Annotated in this window: 12 protein-coding genes; 4 read left to right on the plus strand and 8 right to left on the minus strand. The window is 67.1% G+C overall.

Annotated features, from left to right (window positions below; genetic code table 11):
- Positions 1-29: 29 nt before the first annotated feature.
- The 5 genes from pdhA to F0U60_RS36710 form a co-directional block, all read right to left on the minus strand.
- Positions 30-1,154, minus strand: a complete 1,125-nt coding sequence (gene pdhA / locus F0U60_RS36690) for a pyruvate dehydrogenase (acetyl-transferring) E1 component subunit alpha (protein WP_395825616.1) — start codon at positions 1,152-1,154, stop codon at positions 30-32.
- Between the two features lie 150 nt (positions 1,155-1,304).
- On the minus strand, positions 1,305-2,048 hold the full coding sequence (locus F0U60_RS36695) for a hypothetical protein (RefSeq protein WP_395806705.1): 744 nt from the start codon (positions 2,046-2,048) through the stop codon (positions 1,305-1,307).
- A 50-nt stretch (positions 2,049-2,098) separates the two neighbouring features.
- On the minus strand, positions 2,099-3,658 hold the full coding sequence (locus F0U60_RS36700; RefSeq protein WP_395806706.1) for a hypothetical protein: 1,560 nt from the start codon (positions 3,656-3,658) through the stop codon (positions 2,099-2,101).
- An 81-nt stretch (positions 3,659-3,739) separates the two neighbouring features.
- Complete coding sequence (locus F0U60_RS36705) at positions 3,740-5,137, minus strand: MFS transporter (RefSeq protein ID WP_395806707.1); 1,398 nt, start codon at positions 5,135-5,137, stop codon at positions 3,740-3,742.
- Positions 5,138-5,191: 54 nt separating this feature from the next.
- Positions 5,192-5,866 carry an NUDIX hydrolase gene (locus F0U60_RS36710; RefSeq protein WP_395806708.1) on the minus strand — a complete coding sequence of 225 codons (675 nt, stop codon included), beginning with the start codon at positions 5,864-5,866 and terminating at the stop codon, positions 5,192-5,194.
- A 120-nt stretch (positions 5,867-5,986) separates the two neighbouring features.
- Between F0U60_RS36710 and F0U60_RS36715 the strand changes: the two genes are divergently transcribed.
- From F0U60_RS36715 to F0U60_RS36730, 4 genes are all read left to right on the plus strand, one after another.
- Entirely contained in the window at positions 5,987-8,359 is a 2,373-nt protein-coding gene (locus F0U60_RS36715) for a bifunctional metallophosphatase/5'-nucleotidase (protein WP_395806709.1), read from the plus strand.
- Positions 8,359-10,383 (plus strand): hypothetical protein, encoded by a 2,025-nt coding sequence (locus F0U60_RS36720; protein ID WP_395806710.1) that lies wholly within the window; start codon positions 8,359-8,361, stop codon positions 10,381-10,383. The genes F0U60_RS36715 and F0U60_RS36720 overlap by 1 nt, the downstream gene beginning before the upstream one ends.
- Before the next feature lie 82 nt (positions 10,384-10,465).
- Complete coding sequence (locus F0U60_RS36725) at positions 10,466-12,001, plus strand: hypothetical protein (RefSeq protein WP_395806711.1); 1,536 nt, start codon at positions 10,466-10,468, stop codon at positions 11,999-12,001.
- A gap of 208 nt (positions 12,002-12,209) precedes the next feature.
- On the plus strand, positions 12,210-12,581 hold the full coding sequence (locus F0U60_RS36730; RefSeq protein WP_395806712.1) for a VOC family protein: 372 nt from the start codon (positions 12,210-12,212) through the stop codon (positions 12,579-12,581).
- Positions 12,582-12,649: 68 nt separating this feature from the next.
- Here the strand turns inward: F0U60_RS36730 and F0U60_RS36735 are convergent, their stop codons facing one another.
- The 3 genes from F0U60_RS36735 to F0U60_RS36745 form a co-directional block, all read right to left on the minus strand.
- The gene (locus F0U60_RS36735; RefSeq protein WP_395806713.1) at positions 12,650-13,984 is read right to left on the minus strand and encodes a TldD/PmbA family protein; all 1,335 of its coding nucleotides are present in this window, start codon (positions 13,982-13,984) and stop codon (positions 12,650-12,652) included.
- A gap of 11 nt (positions 13,985-13,995) precedes the next feature.
- A complete protein-coding gene (locus tag F0U60_RS36740; protein ID WP_395806714.1) occupies positions 13,996-15,570 on the minus strand; it encodes a TldD/PmbA family protein in 1,575 nt (524 codons plus the stop codon).
- A 125-nt stretch (positions 15,571-15,695) separates the two neighbouring features.
- Complete coding sequence (locus F0U60_RS36745; protein ID WP_395825619.1) at positions 15,696-17,069, minus strand: carbohydrate porin; 1,374 nt, start codon at positions 17,067-17,069, stop codon at positions 15,696-15,698.
- Positions 17,070-17,157: the final 88 nt, after the last annotated feature.

Consider the following 17,157-nt stretch of genomic DNA (forward strand, 5'->3'; position numbering starts at 1 on the left):
GTAATCAGTCAGTGGTCAGTGAAAGAGGGCTAGCGCTTGAGACCCGCCGCCTTGTCCGCCTTCTCGGCCTGCTCGCGCGGCTCGAGATCCCAGGTCACCTTCAACTCCTGGCCCGACGGGTACTTCGGCCAGTTGGTCACCTTCACGCCCAGCACGCGCTCGCGGGGGCGCACATCCTCCTCGCCCTCCTCGACGATGGTGTCCTTCCACAGCTCGTCCAGGCTCGGCTCGGGCGACTCGTCGGCGAACTTCACCGCCGCGTCCACCTGCTGCTTGACCTCCTCGTCGATGGCGTCGAACTCCTCCTCCTTCGCCAGGCCCTGCTTGAGGGTGTAGTCCTTCAGGCGAGGAATCGGGTCGTTCTTGCGCTCGTCCTCCACCTCCTGCTTGGTGCGGTAGGTGGCGGGGTCCGCCATGGAGTGGCCACGGAAGCGGTAGGTGTTGGCCTCCATCAGCACCGGGCCGTTGCCCGCGCGGATGTACGCGACCGCGTCCTTCACCGACTCGTACATCTTCAGCACGTCCATGCCGTCCGCGGCCTCGTGGCGGATGCCATAGGCCTCGCCGCGCTTGTGGATCTCCGGCACCGCCGCGACGCGCGCGATGGCCGTGCCCATGCCGTAACGGTTGTTCTCACAGATGTAGAGCACAGGCAGCTTCCACTTGGCCGCCATGTTCAGCGTCTCGTGGAAGATGCCCTGGTTGGCCGCGGCATCACCGAAGTAGCACACGGTGACGCGATCCTCGTTGCGGTAGCGGCTGGCGAAGGCCATGCCCGCGGCCAGACCAATCTGCGCGCCGACGATGCCGTAGCCGCCGTAGAAGTGGTTCTCGATGTCGAAGATGTGCATCGAGCCGCCCTTGCCCTTGCTGTAGCCGCCGGTGCGGCCGAAGAGCTCCGCCATCACCATGCCCGCGTCCGAGCCACGCGCCAGCGGCTGGGCGTGATCGCGATAACCCGAGAGCATGTAGTCATCGGGACGGATGGCCGCCTCGACACCCGCCGCCACGGCCTCCTGGCCGATGTACAGGTGACAGAAGCCGGCGATCTTCCCGAGACCGTACTGCTGGCCCGCTCGTTCCTCGAAGCGGCGCATGAGGTACATCTTCCGGTACATCGTCAACAGCAGGTCCTTCGAGTACTTGCTGGCCACCGCCAATGCCTCCGTACGTGAGAGACCGCCCCGGGGGGACGGGAACGGCAGACGCCGTGCGCCTCCATAGCGCGCGGACATGGGACTGCAAGGGGTTTCGTACACCGAACAGGCGGGAAAGCCTGGATCCCGTCTGTTGGGCGCACCGCGTCACGGCTCGTGAGAGAAGTGCGGCACGGAAACGATTTCGTCGAGGAGCGTCACCGGCCTACCTGAATGGTCGGTCGCAAGGTGGACGACCTTGGCCTTGGGGAAGCGGCGCAGGTAGTCGTTGGCGTGGGTGGGCTCGTTGTCGAAGGCGGCGATGAGCGTCCCCATCTCCCCCAACCGGGCGTGGGCGGCGCGCTTGAAGGCGTCGTCGTTGTCCTGCTCGGAGGGCTTCATGAGCAGGCTCACCCGCCCCTCGCCGGGCACGGCCAGGCCATTGCGGCGCATGCACTCCACGGTGCCCGCCCGCATGCCCTCGTAGCGGCCGGTGACGTAGACCAGGTGCGCTCCGGTGGCCACCACCGCATGGGTAAAGGCCGCGCCCCCCTGGATGGCCACGTCCTCCACGCAGTAGTCGTTGGTGAAGAAGCGCTCCAGCCAGAAGGTCCGGACCTCATTGAAGAGAGTCTCTACCTCCTCCTCCGACAGGCCACAGTTGCGCATGGCGCCCCGCATGTCGAAGCCACTGTCCCAGTGGTGCGGCTCGATTGCGCTCAGCTTCTCCACCGCCCGGGCCAGGCCGAACTCCCGGAGGATGCGAGCCTGACGGGGGCGGTTGTCGAAGAGGGTGGAGTCCAGGTCGAACGCGAGCACCGCCTGGGAGCCCAGCGAGCGGGCCTGCTCCAGGATGTCGCGCAGTGTGCGCTGCCAGCCCTCTCGCACACGGGTTTTCAGGTCCGAAGCCATGGCCCTCTGTATAGGGCACACGGACCCCACCTCGCGCGGAATTCCGCCAATCAGGCCGCCGAGCGCAGGGGCTCGGGGCGGTGGGGCTGCTCCGGGTACAGGCGGAGCATCCGTTTGATGCCGTTGCGGTCCAGGACGAGCCGGACGAGTTGCAACGAGCCCCGCTCCTGTCCCGCCTCGTGGACGATGAAGCGGAAGGCCATGTCCACCTGGTAGCTCTTGGCCCCGCGCACCCGCCCCACGGAGAAGTCCTCCAGGTCCACGTACTCCAGCGCGTACTCGGGCTCGTCCATGTCGCGCAGGAAGCGCTCCACGTTGAGCCGGATGATGTCCGTGATGCCGCTCACCCCGCGCTCGGTACGCGGCAACAGCTCCACGTCCAGCACCACCTGCTTCTGGTAGCGGATGACCGTCTCGGTCAGCTCGCCCTGGGACACGGTGATGAAATCGTCACGGGAGCGTAACGCGGCCACCTCCACCGGCACGCGCACCGCGCGCCCGTAGTCCACCTTCTCCTCGCAGGAGCCCAGGCACCGCTCCGTCACCGGATCCACGATGCGGGCCGTGCGATCGTACAGGTGCCGCGACGCGACCTGGCTGAAGATGCGCCGCATGCCTTCCTTGATGCGGTCCTTCATCATGTAGCCCACCACCATGATGAGGAAGAAGTTGAGGCTCACCTGCGTGTAGCGGACCTGCGCCCAGAAGGCGACCGCCGTGGCGAAGGACATCGCCACACCCGCCGCGAGCGCGAACAGCACCTCCTCCCAGCCCTGGCGCTTCTGCGCCCGCCGCGCCGACAGGAAGAGGATGTTCATGCAGAACTTCTTCAGGAAGCCGAACCGGTGCATGTACTCCTCGTTGTCACCGGTGGGGCTGATCACCGAGCGCAGCTGGTGCGCCTTGCGGTACTGCTCCTCGCGCAGCACCTCGTCCATCAGCTCCTTGCGCACCTCGATGTAGACGCCCGAGCGCGGCAGCGCGTCCATGTCCGCCACGGCCTTGCGGAAGAACTGCTCCACCGTGAGGCTCAGGTACTCGTCCACCAGCCGGATGGAGGCGCGCGTCTTCTCCTGCAGCCGGTAGCGGTTGGCCGAGCGCGCCCACGCGCGGAAGCGCTCCAGCACCTTGCGCGCCCCGTCCGCCGCCGCTCGCGCCTCGCTCTCCAGCCGGTCGCACACCCCGTCACCCGGGCTCCGCCCCAGGCTCTCGCACTGCTCGTCCACGCTGTTGGCGAAGCGCCGCAGCGCCCCGCGGAAGATACAGGACAAGAGCTTCGCCTGATAGACGAGCTCTGACTCACTGACGAGCCCCGTGAGCAGCCCCGCCTCCAACCGCGCGAGCGGCGCGCTGTCCGTGCTCAGCAGCTCCGCCAGGCTCATCACCGGCGTCTTGAAGCGCACGTAGTTGTGGATGTCCGCGTAGAAGTTCGCTCGCGGGTACGTCTCCGAGTCGATGTTCAGGCTCGCCGGCAGGAAGACGTACGTCTCCACGAGATAACGCGTCTCGTCATCCGCCCCGGAGGGCTGGTACTCGAGCTTGATCTCAAACTGCTTCCGGTCGTGAACGTCGAGCCGGGTCTGCAGCAGGGGGACGGGGGCCTTGGACACACCCGCACTTTAGGTCACGAGTCTGTCACGGGATAGTGACCCCCGGGCCAACGGGAGGGGCCGATGACCTGTGGACAACCCCTATCCCTGCGTGCCCGTCCGGGAAGACTCTCCCTCCTGCACGGGGACATTCGTTGGAGCCGCAACCGCCGGAGCCGTCTGCGCTGCGTGCGCCTTGGGCCGGGCGTTCCACAGGGTGAGCATGAGGACGGCGCCAACGGCCGAGAAGCCAATCATGCTCGGACCCCAGGCGCTCCAGCCGAAGTGGTCCAGCATCCAGCCCATGCCAACGCCCACCACGGAGCCACCCACGTACTGCATGCCGTCGAACATGCCCGCTGCCGTGGCCGCGGCCTTCTTCCCACCGAAGTCCATGGACGAGGTGCCCGAGAGCATCGAGTGAACGATGCTGATGGAGAAGGAGTTCACCACGAAGGCGGCGATGACGAGGTTCACGCTCGGGGCCTTCCAGATGATGGCCATGCACGCCACCTGGAGAACGTAGCCAATGAAGGCAACAGGGGGCCGGCGCGCCTTGAAGAGCAGGTCGGACAGGAAGCCCGCGACGAAGGCTCCCGCGATGCCCGCGAGCACCACACCCGTAGCGCCCTTCTGGAAGATGGGGCTGTCGAGCGGCAGCTTCTGCGCCTCCTGCATGTAGCGGGGGAACCATTGCTCGAAGCCGTGGCGGACGAAGCCGGTGCAGAACTCGGCCGCCGCGATGGTGATCATGACGGGGTTGGTGAAGACCACCTTCGCCACGTACTTGAAGTCCACCTTGCCGGTGTACCCACTGGAGGCATCCGCCGTGTCCAGCGCGGGCAGGCCCGCCTCGTCTGGCGCGTCACGCACCCACAGGAACGTGAGCAGCCCCAGCGTCGTCATCACCAGCGCGGGCACGAAGAAGACGAACTGCCAAGGCAGCGCCAGCACCAGCAGCGGTCCAATGAAGTAGATGAGCGCCCGGCCGCCCTGGATCATCGAGCCGAAGATGGCGGAGAACACGCCGCGCTCGCTGATGTGGAACCAGCCCGAGTTCACCTTGATGAGCGCCAGGGCCGAGTAGGACTGGAAGTACATGTTCAGCGACCAGACCGTGGCCAGGTAGCCGAGCAGCAACGGCCCCGTGCCCAGGAACCCCAGGTACGCGCCCAGGCCGAAGGCGAGGTTGAACACCACCGCGCCGCCCGCGCCCACCAGCATCGCCTTGCGTCCACCGATGCGGTCCGCCAGCGGTCCGTTGAAGATGGCGGATACGCCGTAGATGAAGGTGGCCGCGCTGATGATCGCGCCCACCTGCGCCTTGTTCCAGCCGTACGTCTCCGACAGCTTCGCGTTGGCGAAGGAGAAGTTGTAGCGGCCCATGTACATGGCCGCGTACATGGTTCCGAGCGTGAGCCAGTTCTGGGCTCGGCGGAAGCGGAAGGCCCGCGAGTACTCCGGCCGCGGCGTCGAGGACGAGGGGGCAGCGTCGTGCATGGCGCCGGGCACCCTACCCGCCCAGCGCGCTCCCGACAATCACACCCGCCTGGATCACGCCTGCTCGGCGAGCAACCGCAGAAGGAGGATCTCCGTCTTCGCGTCCGGAACCTCCCCGCGCCGGCACATCGCCAGCAACTCGCGGATGGGCCTCCACTGCAGGTGCGTGCCCTCCTCCAACGGTGAACCGTCCCCCTGGGGCACCCCCTGCTCCTTGCCCGTCACGTCCACCGCCGCCGGGAAGACCTTCTCCGACAGGATGCCCGGCGCCAGGAAGAAGCCCGCCCCCAACAGCTGGATCTCCTCCGGCTTCACGTCGAAGCCGGCCTCCTCGCGCACCTCCTCGGCCGCCCGGTACCGCAGCCCCGCCTCGCCCTTGTCCTCCGGCTCCAGCAGCCCCGCGACGATCTCCTCCACCCGCAGGTACGTCGCCCCATCCGGCACCGTCATGTCCTTGCCTCGCCGGAAGTACGCCGCCGGCCGCAGGTTCATTCGCGTCAGCACCTCCAACCCCGACGCACCGCGCCGAAACACCAGCACCGCCACCGCGTCCAGCCGCGGCCGATCCACCACATCCACCCGGTACACCTTCGACGCCGTGCCATCGGCCCGCCGGTTCTGGCACCGCAGCCGCCGCACCCGCAGGAAGCCCTCATCGCACTTCGCGGTGGACGTGAAATCCTCGACTACCTCGATGTCCGTCACGGAAGAATGACTGCTCGAACGCATGCCTGTTCCCTTACCGGAAGAGCCTGACGTAGGGGCGTTGCTTGCTCACCTTCTAAGGATCCCGTACCTTGCGCCGTCGTCTAGCGGTCAAATTCTTCAAGCCCCCCGGATCCGCCCCCGATGCGACGTCTCCTGTTGGGACTCCTCTGCGCGCTGACCTGCGCCTCGTGCATGCCCGTGATGGAGGGCCAGGAGATCGATCTCCGTGGCCAGGAAGTCCGGCTGACCCTACTGCACACCTCTGACATCCACTCGCGGCTCATCCCCTACGACTTCGCTCCTCTGAAGACGGATACGGACCTCGGAATCATCCCCGAGGCGGGTCCCTTCGGTGGGGCCACCCGCATGGGGGCCGTGCTCAAGCGCGAGCGCGCCCGCTCCGAGCGCGTGCTGCACCTGGACTCGGGCGACTGCTTCCAGGGCGCGCCCATCTTCAACGTCTTCAGCGGTGAGGCCGAGTTCCGCTTCTTATCGAAGATGAAACTGGACGCGGCGGTGATCGGCAACCACGAGTTCGACGCCGGCCTGCTCAACTTCGTCCAGAAGGCGCGCGACTTCGCCAACTTCCCGCTGATGGCCGCCAACTACGCCTGGGACAGCCCCAAGGATCCCGGCAACGCCGAGGCCGCGCTCAACAGCTCCCCGTACGTCATCCGCAACGTCCAGGGCCTGAAGGTGGGCATCATCGGCATGGCCAACATCTCCTCGCTCAACTCCATTGTGGAGGGTGGCAACTCGCTGCAGGTCACCCCGCTGGAGCAGAACGAGGCGGCGCGCGCCTACGTGGAGATGCTGCGCCCGGTGGTGGATCTGATCGTGGTGGTCAGCCACCTGGGCCTCACCGAGGACCAGGATCTCATCCGCGGCTACGAGGCCTATTATGAGTACGAGCGCGCCCGGCCCTTCATCGAGCGCGATCACGACCGCTGGCAGGTGCTGGAGTGGGCCGACCCCGACCTGGAGGGCAACCCCAAGGCGGTGGTGAAGGTGTTCATCCCCGGCGTGTCCGGCCTGGACGTGGTGCTCGGCGGCCACCTGCACGTGGTGCTCAACCCGCCGCAGCAGCTCGCCGACCCCAGTGGCCGCAAGGTGATCCTCGCGCACTCGGGTGCCTTCGCCAAGTACGTGGGCCGGTTGGATGTGGTGGTGAAGGTCCCGAAGGACGAGGAGCGGACGGTGGATGGCGCAGAGGTGGTCAGCACCGCCTACCGCGTCTCCCCGCTGGACGGCATGTGGTGCAACGACGCCATGCGCGCGTACTACCAGGACAACTTCTGGGAGCCCGGCCAGTTCATCAACGCCCCGGGCGTGCGCGAGGCGCTCGCGAAGTGCCAGCAGCAGGAGGACCGGGAGACCACGGACCTGTTGCAGCCCTACCTGCTGGGCATGGACGCCAACCTCCAGCTCACCACCATCTTCTCCTACGCGCCCAGTGACGTGTCGCGCCGCAATACGTCCACGGGCGGTGACTCGCCGCTGGGCAACATCACCGCGGACTCCATGCGCAAGCGCCGCGCCGTGGAGGCGGAGATGGCCCTCACCAACTCGCTCGGCATCCGCGACAGCCTCTACACGGGCGTGGTGACGCAGGAGTCCATGTTCAACGTGTTCCCGTTCGAGAACACCATCAACATCATGTACCTGTCGGGCACGGAGATTCAGGAGATGTTCGACTTCGTGGCCGAGCGCTCCGCCGAGCGCGGCTGCGTCAGCCAGGCACAGATCTCCGGCGCGCGCTTCACCATGGACTGCGCCCAGGTGCAGCTCAATGATCTGCGCATCCCCTGCACGCCGTCGAAGAACGCGACGGACTGCCCGCAGGAGGGCCGCGAGGGGCACGCGCCCTGGCAGTGCCTCCAGGGTCAGGATGGCGACCGCTGCTACGCCCACCCCGCCACCGACGTCTCCATCAACGGCAGCCCCATCAACCCCAACGGCATGTATCGCGTGGCGGTGAACGACTACATCGCCAAGGGCGGCTCGGGCTTCAGCGTCCTCAAGCGCAACACCACCCGCGTGGAGACGGGCATCTCCCTGCGCGACTCGCTCATCGGCTACATGCAGGGCTTCTGCAACTGCGACGACATCAACGCGGGCCGGACGACCTCCTCGACGGGCGAGCACTGCGGCACGCTCGTGGAGGGCCAGTGGGTGGTGAGCCCGCAGATCATCAACTACTGCAAGCAGGCCCAGGAGTTCGAAGACGCGCTGGCGCGCAAGCTGGGTGACTGCTCCTGCCGGGAGCTCCTCTCGCTCCCCGAGGACGCGGCCGAGCGCTGCAACGTGGAGGGCCTCACGCCGGAGAAGATCCGCGACGCGTGCAACGTGCCCCAGGGCCCGTACACCGGCCGCTGCCACTGCCGCGACGCGCTGGCGGGTGCCCAGGAGTGCGGCTCGGTCACCCTGCAGCTCAGGAACTTCTGTGAGAACCCGACCACGATGCCCGTCGCCAACGCCATCGAGGACGGCCGCATTGGCCGCAAGGTGAAGTGATGAAGATCCACTGGCTCCTCATGGCCGCAACCGCGGCCTCCGTGTCCGGCTGCTACAACGTGGACTCGCCCGCGGCTGCACGCGTGGGCTCGTTCCAGGTGAAGGTGCAGAGCATCTCCGCGGTAGCCAGCAGCGGCAGCCTCCAGCCGCTCTCCGTCGTCCCCTCCTGCATCAGGCAGTACGGCACCCGGCTGGATCAGGTGCCGGCCGAGGTGCGCGGAACGAACGACTGCCGCTACGTCGTCCCCACTGGCCAGGTGGAGCTGCTGGTGGACATCCTCGCCCTGGATACGAGCGGCAGGCCGTTCGACTTCAACGGGCCGGTGGCCTTCAAGGTGGTGCCGGGCGACCTCGCCGGCGACTACTCCTATCACTGGACGAATCTCACCAAGGGCCGCGGCAACGGCAAGCTGCGGGCCGCGCACGTCTATGGCGAGGTGCGGGTCTGGGCACTGGATGAGCCCGTCGAGCTCAGCTACACCGACGGCGGTGTCGCCGGTGATGGGACGAAGCTCCCGCCGGAGCCCTCCTCTCGCACCTATGCCGCTGGCTCCTCCGAGACGCTCTTCTTCCAGGAGCCCTCGCTGGCCACCATCCAGACGCCACAGATTTACGACAACCGCGACTCGCCCTTCATGGGGCAGTTCGTCACCATCGGCCGCGCCCCCGAGTCCGGCTCCATCCAGTATCAGAACTGTCCGGACCGGGACCTGGATGGCGATGGCAAGGTGGACCCCGAGCCGGCCAAGCCCGTCACGCTGCTCGTCACGGGAACGGATCCGTCAGGCTTCTTCGTCACGGACATCACCTCCTGCCCCGTCCCCGAGGACACCAGCCCCGCCGCACAGGTGTACGTGCCCGAGCCCAGTGGCTACCTGCCCGGAAGCTACGGCTCCATGTTCGTCTACAACTACAACTTCCCCGAGGGACTCAACGCGGGCGATCTGTTGTGGACGCTGTCCGGCTCTGTCCAGGAGTTCACCTCCACCACGCAGCTCACCTTCCCGTCCTGGACGGTGCGTGAGCACGTGCGCCAGCTGCCCCCGGATCAGTGGAACAAGTACCTGGCGCTCAACCCGCCGGTGGATTTCAACCTCCGCCACTGCGGGCTGAGGAACCAGCTGAACCCCCAGGGCGTGGATGTCCTCTGCGGCTACTACAACAGCAACCTGAAGCTGGAGAGCATGGAGTCGGGGCTCGTGAAGCTGCACCGCGTGCGCTTCCCGCAGGTCTTCAAGAACTGCGACCTCAACGGCGATGGCGAGGTGCCCTTCTTCTGCAACAGCAGCGGCGCGTGGGTCCCCTGCGGCACCCCCGCCGAGCACGAGAAGGATGAGATCCAGTGCAACATCGATTGCACCACCGGCGCCGGCGAACACCAGAACAAGGTCTGCAGCGAGCTCACCCAATTCAATGGCTTCGGCCAGTTCGTGGTGGAGCTCGCCGGCCCCGGGCCGCGCGAGGCCGGTCTGGATGACACGCTGCCCGCTCGCTGGCAGGAGGTCGTCCTCTCCGATACCGCCTCCAACAAGACCCGAACAACCTACGACAATGGCACGGAGGTGAGCGTCTGGTGCGAGCTGGAGACGTACGTCCGGTTCGGCCCCACCACCGTCACCGCAACCCCCACGGACGAGCTGCTGCCGGCGAAGACGCGCAAGGACGTCATCATCAACAACGGAGACGGCTTCGTGGCCTTCCTGGCGCGGCAGCTCCCGCCCTCGTCGCCGAGCGTCCCCGCGCCGCGCTGCTATGTGTCGCGCAACACCCACTCCCGCGTGCTCGTCATGACCAAGGACGCCGTGCCGGATTTGAAGGTGGACTGCGACGAGAACGACGCGAACGCGGAGCGCGCCCAGCAGTGCCGCTACCTGCACGGCGCCACCTATAACGTGGTGGGCCACCTCAAGCAGATCCAGGCAGCTCGGCCGCGCTGGATGGTGCTGCCGCGCGACGCGGATGACGTCTGCTGCTACCCGGGTCCAGGCATGCAGTGCCCGAGCCCCATCCAGACTTGTAAGTGACGTAGTGCCGTAACCGGAGTCGAGCGCCCCATTCCCAGGGGCGCCGGGAGGAGCGGCCCCCCCGCCGCCCCTTGGAGGGAATTTGAGAACGCTGCGCACGCTGGCCCTGACCGGGCTGATGACCCTCTCCGCGCCCGCTTGGGCCGGAGACTTCGTCGACACCCGCTTGTCGTTCGCCTTCGCGGACGACAACGTCTTCGCCAATGCGGGCGAGACGACGCCCAACAGCCCCACGGCTCGTTTCGGCGGAGGCATCCAGAACACCCAGTTCTACGACAACTTCAACACCCGGTTCTCCGGCTTCGAGACGCTGTCCAACATCGTCCTCTACAAGAAGATGCCGGCGTTCTTCGAGGGCCTCACCACCGAGGCCGGCCTCACGGTGCTGCTGCTCGAGCAACCCTCGGGAAGCATCACCCTGCGGGACAACTCCAGCTACATCCGCCTCAACTACCGGCCCCCGGGTTGGAATGAGAACGAGGGCCTGTCCCTCACCGGCTTCCCCGTGTCCGCGGATCGCTTCCGGCTGGGCTACGCCTACCGCATCTCCTGGGGCGGCAGCGGCATCTTCACCACCCGCGCCAACGCGGCGGGCGTGCCGGGCGCCAAGCTGCAGATCACCCGCGACAAGTGGTACGCGTTCGCTGGCGCCAAGACGGCGCTGGTGCTCAACGATCTCATCAAGGAGCAGGAGACGCTCTACGGCTTCATGGCCGGTGCGGGATGGGATCCCTTCGAGACGCTGCGCCTCGAGGCGGGCGGCGGCTACTTCCAGAAGGGCATCGTCCCCGGTCTGGCCGCGCTGGGCGTTGAGGCGCCGGTAAACTCGGCGGGCGTGTCCGCGCAGGCCGTCTACCACGTGGGTGTGCCGGTGGGCACCAGCGTGGACTTCAAGCTGTACAAGAACGATCCGGACGTCTACCAGCGCTTCTTCGCCCCAGAGCAGTACCCGGGCGGCCTGGCCTACTCGGTGTCCGTCGAGGGCAGCTACCTGGTGCAGACGCTGTCGGATCCGGACGTGTTCGGCCGCACGGTGCCCCAGGAGGCCAAGGCGCTGGCGCTGCAGATGCGCGCCAAGTTGGACTACTGGCGCTTCCACGTGCTGGGTCTCTACCGCGACCTGTCCTTCATCCAGTTCGAGGTGCCCGGCCTGCCGCCCTTCAGCGACTTCCCGGAAGGCACCGAGCTGAACCCGGAGATGTTCATCGCCGTGGGTGCGGACTACCACTTCCCCGCGCTGCACCTCACCCCGGGCTTCATCGTCGGCGTGCAGCAGCCGGCCTCGTTCCGCAGCCCCGAGCCGCTCTTCGGTGGCAACAACCCGCCTCCTGGGCTCACGGGCACGCGCACGGTCGTCGTGCGTGACGTCAACACGCTGAGCATCCTCCCCACCACGTGCGGCGATGACAACGACGTCTGCCTCGCCGAGCCCATCATCTCCGCCAAGGGCACCTTCCGCTGGGACCTGTCCGAGAGCGTCGCCGCGGTGGGCGAGGTCTATTACACCTACGACCGCAACCGGACGACCTTCCGGGACGACGTCTTCGGCATCGCGCAGCCCAGCTTCGAGAAGCCCCACGCGCTGGGCTTCAACATGCTGCTCCAGGCGCGCTTCTAACCGCCCGACGCCTCGTGCAGCTCACTGGCTCCAGGTTCTCCGGAACCTGGGGCCTTTTTGTTTCCGCTGGCGCACAGCCCTCGAGCGCCCCTGCTGGGTTCGCGGTGTGACAGCGACGGGGATGGGCTGTTTCGCGCGGAGCAGGAAGAGCACCCGGCGCGCGGTGAGCGTGAGCGCCTGACGTGGCCTCGTGCTACAGACGGCGCGCATGGAGAGAGATCAGCTGCTGTCCTCCTTCGTGAAGGTGCTCGTGTCGGACACCGAGCGCTCGGTGCGGTTCTATGAGGCGCTCGGGTTCAAGCGGCTCAACGCGGATCCGCCCTTCGTCCACATGAGATGGGAGAACCAGGCGGAGGTGTACCTGGTCGCCGTGCCCGCGGCGATGGGCCTTCAGGGCCCACGAGGCGTGGGCGTGTTGATCGGCATCCGGGTGGGCGCCATGAGCGTGGACGAAGTGGCCTCGCGTGCGCGGGCCCACGGAGCGCACGTCGACGGGCCCACCGTGCAGCCCTGGTTCACGAAGGAGCTCGTCGTCACGGATCCCGACGGGTACCGGCTCAACTTCATCGAGCCCGCGTAGCGTCGTCTGGAGGCACTCCCCTCCCCGGCCAACCCTTCGCCAGGGAGAGGGAGCGAACCCGCGCAGGACTACATGCCCGCGAACTGCACGCCCTCGAAGACGAGGGTGGGCGTGCGCATGGCGCTGTTCTGATACGGATCGTTGCCCACGGCGACGAGCCGCTTCCAGAGGTCGAGCTGGTTGCCCGCGATGTTCATCTCGCCGATCGGCTCGGCGAGCTTCCCGCCCCGCACGCGGAAGCCCTGGACGCCGAGGGAGAAGTCACCCGTGACGCCGTTGGAGTTGCCTCCGAGGAAGCCCGTCACGAGGATGCCCTCCTTGAGGTCCGCCAGGAGCTCGAGCTGGCCCTTCGTCCCGAGCTTCCAGGCGAGGTTGGAGGCGCTGCCCGTCGTCGGACGGGCCTTCAGCTTCCGGCCGTAGTAGCTGTCGATGAAGTAGGAGCGGAGCGTGCCTCCGTCGAACAGCGGCAGCGGCCTGGCCGTGATGCCTTCCCCGTCGAACAGGCGCGAGCCGAGGCCCCGCTTCACGTGCGGCTCGTCCGTGAGGGACAGGAGCTCGCTGCCCACCTGCTGGCCGAGCTTCCCATCGAGGAATGAGCGCTTCTGCTGAATGGACGCGCCCGACATGGGCCCCAGGAGCATCGACACGAGTCGGCCCGCGGCCCGGTTGTCCACGGCCATGGGCAGCACCGCCGACGCACCCTTCGTCGAGCCGAGACGCCCCAGCGCCCGCTCGCCCGCGCGGCGGCCCAGGGTGGCTGCATCGGTCAGGTCCTCGAAGAAGCGCGCGATGGAGTAGTCGCTCTCCTCCGGCCGGCGTCCATCCGAGTCCTTCGCGCTCACATCGGCGGAGGCGAAGAACTGTGTCCCGCGCGACTCTCCCTCGAAGCCGTTCGAGCTGACCCGGTACATCTCTCGATGCGAGTCCCCGAAGCCCGTGGTGACGGACAGGATGGCGCCCTTCGTGTCGGCTGAGCGAGCGGCCTCCTCGAGCTCCCGGGCGAAGCGCTGGCGCTCGTCAGCGGTGAGCTTCGCCTGACGCGGATCCTCGATCGACAGATCGATCTGCGAACGCCCTTGGTAGAGCTCGGGCTCCGGCAGCCGGCGATACTCGTCACGCGCCAAGGCACGCGTCATCGCGATGGAGTCGGAGATGAAGCGCTCGAGCGCCTCGGGACGCAGGTCGCTGGTGGACACCGCGGAGTAGCGCCCGTCGACGTAGAGCTGCAGCGACAGGCCCCGCGTCGTGGCCTCGGAGACCTTCTCCAGCCGGCCATCGCGCCACTGCACCTCTACCTCGCGCGCGCGGACCACGGTGGCCGAGGCCTCGTTGGCCCCCTTCTCGCGCGCCAGGGCAACCGTCTGCCGTGCGGCATCCGCCAGGTTCGTGTTCATCGTGCTCATGTCGGCCTCCCTCACGCGTTGCGTCCGCCCACGGTGATCGACGCGACCCGGACCGTGGGAATGCCCTGGGACACCGGCACGCCCTGGCCGTCCTTGCCGCACGTCCAGCCGCCCTCGTCGATGACGAGGTCATCCGCCACCATGTCCACCTTCTCGAGCACCTTCGGCCCGTTGCCGATGATGTTCACGTCCTTGATGGGCCGGGTGAGCTTCCCGTCCTCAATGAGGTAGCCGTTCTTCACGTAGAAGGTGAAGTCGCCCGCGCCGATGTTCACCTGCCCGTTCGAGAAGTTCGAGCAGTAGATGCCCTTCTTCACCGAGGCGATGATCTCATCGCGCTTGTGCGGCCCCGGGAGCATGTACGTCGAGCGCATGCGCGGCAGCGGCGCATGCCGGTAGCTCTCGCGGCGCCCGTTGCCCGTGGGCTTCACCTTGTAGTGCTTCGCCGAGATGGAGTCGTGCAGGTACGTGGTGAGAACACCGTTCTCCACGAGCATCGTCTTGTCGGGCACGTTGCCCTCGTCGTCCACGTTGATGGCGCCGCGCGCGTACTCGTTCGTGCCGTCATCGACGATGTTCACGAAGGGATGGGCAATCGGCTTGTTGAGCTTGTCCGCGTAGATGGACGTGCCCTTGCGGTTGAAGTCGGCCTCCATGCCATGGCCAATCGCCTCGTGCAGGAGGATGCCCGACGAGCCCGCCGCGAGCACCACCGGCATCTCACCCGCGGGCGGCTGCGTGGCCTCGAAGAGGATGGTGGTCCGGCTCACCGCCTCGCGCACCATGCGGTCCAACCGCTCGGGCGAGTAGAACTCCAGCCCCGCGCGGCCAGCGACGCCGTACACGTTCTGCTCGCGCTTGCCGTTCTGCTCGGCCACGCACGAGAGGTAGAGGGTCGTCATGGGCTGCACGTCCTCGACGAGCCGCCCGTTGCTGTCGGCCACGAGCACCGCGCCGTGCTCATCGGAGAACGACAGGGTCACCTTGGAGATGCGCGGATCCGACTTGAAGGCCGCCGCGTTCAGCCCCTCGAGGATGGGCAGCTTCTGCTCGGGACGCACGGCATCCCAGCCCGCCTTGAGCACGTAGCGCTGGGGAAGGTCCTTGTAGAGGTGGAAGGACTGAGGACCGGGCCGCGAGGGGCCATCCGCGATCGCCGCCGCCGTCCGGGCCGCGCTGCGCATCGCGTCGAGCGTGAGCTCCTCGGTGAAGGCGTAGCCCGTCTGGTCGCCCTTGATGACGCGCACGCCAACGCCGAGCTCCACGGTGGTGTACGCCTTGTTCACCGCACCGTCCTCGAGCGCCATGGCCGTGGACACCCGGTGCTGGAAGAACAGATCGCTGTAGTCCCCGCCGCGCGACAGGGCAGCGGCCAGGGTCTCGCGGATGAGGGTCTCGGTGACGCCGAAGCGAGCGAAGTACCCGATGGAGTTCGAAGGCCCGTCCGAGCCGCCTCCAGGCCCACCCGGGCCCGTCCGCTGCGTCGTTGCACAGCCGAGCAGCTCTCCCGCGCCCGCGGCCGCCAGGGCCGTCGTGCCGTAGCCGACGAAGTCACGTCGCGTCATCCCGGTCTTTCCTTTCGACATGGGTTCCCCCCTCGTGAAGGGTGCACCGTACTCGGAGCGTAACCTTCCCCTCCAGGAGGGTATTCCAGAGTTCGCGCTTTCCCTCTGTTCAGTGAACGCTACCCCATGCCACGGACCGGGGCCCTTCAGAACCACCATTCCACGCGGGTCCCCAGGTAGTGCCCCACAGAGGTGGCCCCCACCGTCTGCAGATAGGGAGAGAGAAGCCCGGCCACGGCGTCATCGTCATAGAACGCCACCGTGTAGAAGAGCCGCAGGTGGGGACGGGCCCAGACGCTGCGCTGTCCCGAGGGAACGATGGTGGGCATGAGCGTGAGCTTCACCGCCGTGGCCATGGGCCCGGAGCCCGTCTGGAGGCCCTGGAAGGTGGCCTCGTTGATGAGATGGAACTGATCGGCCAGGTACAGGGTGCTCCGAGCGCCCACCGCGAAGTCGAGGGAACGGGGTGACGGCGCCTCGCGAGCCCCCTGGTTCCAGTGGAGGATGCCGTAGGCATTGAGGCTGAAGAGGCGACTGAAGTTGTAGAGGAAGTGGTCCACCACCTCCACGCCAGCGGCGTCCGCGTACAGGTTGCGCTCTCCCGGCAGTCCGAACGAGTCCCACGTCTGCGCGCCAGCGCGGCTGCCCGAGGCGATGCGGCTGCCATAGCGCACCGACAGGTCATTGAAGTTGTCCTTGCCCAGACTCAAGTGGGCCTTGACTCCCGCCACCCAGCCGAAGTCCGACGGGAGGCCGACCTCCTCGCCCGTCTCCAGGCGTGTCCGGAGCTCCGGCAGCAGGTGGAACTCCCCCAGCAGGTGGAACGAGTGTCCGGCCTCCAGCTTGTGCACGTACTGCCCCACGAACACGGTGCGCTGGCGGCGGAGATCCAGGTCCCCGTCCCCGTCGACGTCGAAGTTGTACTGAGCGCCCGAGCCAGACGTCTGCAGCAGCACCGCCACGTCCAAGGGGCCGTACGCCGCACCCACGCCCTGCCCGGTCAGGTTGTTGAAGTAGAAGTAGTCCGAGATGTGCACGTCCGTGCCACGGTAGAAGCGAGCGCCGCCCCACAACTTCAGCTTCGGAAGCAGGATGTTGCCCGCCTCCACGTAGGCCTGGAACAGCTCGATTTGCAGCGTCTCGGTGAATCGGTTGCTGAAGATGCCGATGAACAGCCCTGTCCTGGAGTACATCGAGGGTGTCAGCACCATGTCCGCATAGGGCGCGGCCGGGTCCTCGCTCTTCTCGAACATGTGCAGCCGGATGGTGGGCTCCAGGTAGTCGCCCTCTTCCAGACGTCCGCCGATAGGAGACCCCGTGAGGTTGAACGTCTTGCCCTGAATGAAACGCCCTGAGTTGGGTGCCCAGGCCAACCCAACGCGGCCGTACATGGACAGCTCCAACCGGTCCGCCAGCACGCTCGCGCTCGCGGAGGGAGCCACAGCCAGCAGGACAAGGAGGCACAACGGAAAGCACGCCCCATGCGCGCGGGTGCGCGCGAGGACACCTGGCGAAGTCATCAAGCGAGTCTCCTGGGAAGGTAGCGCCTACCGGGCGCGCCACCTAGTTAGGGAGCGCTCGGCGTCGACGGAGTCCCGCTGCCCTCTT

Source organism: Archangium minus, assembly GCF_044360475.1.
Lineage (GTDB): Bacteria > Myxococcota > Myxococcia > Myxococcales > Myxococcaceae > Archangium > Archangium minus.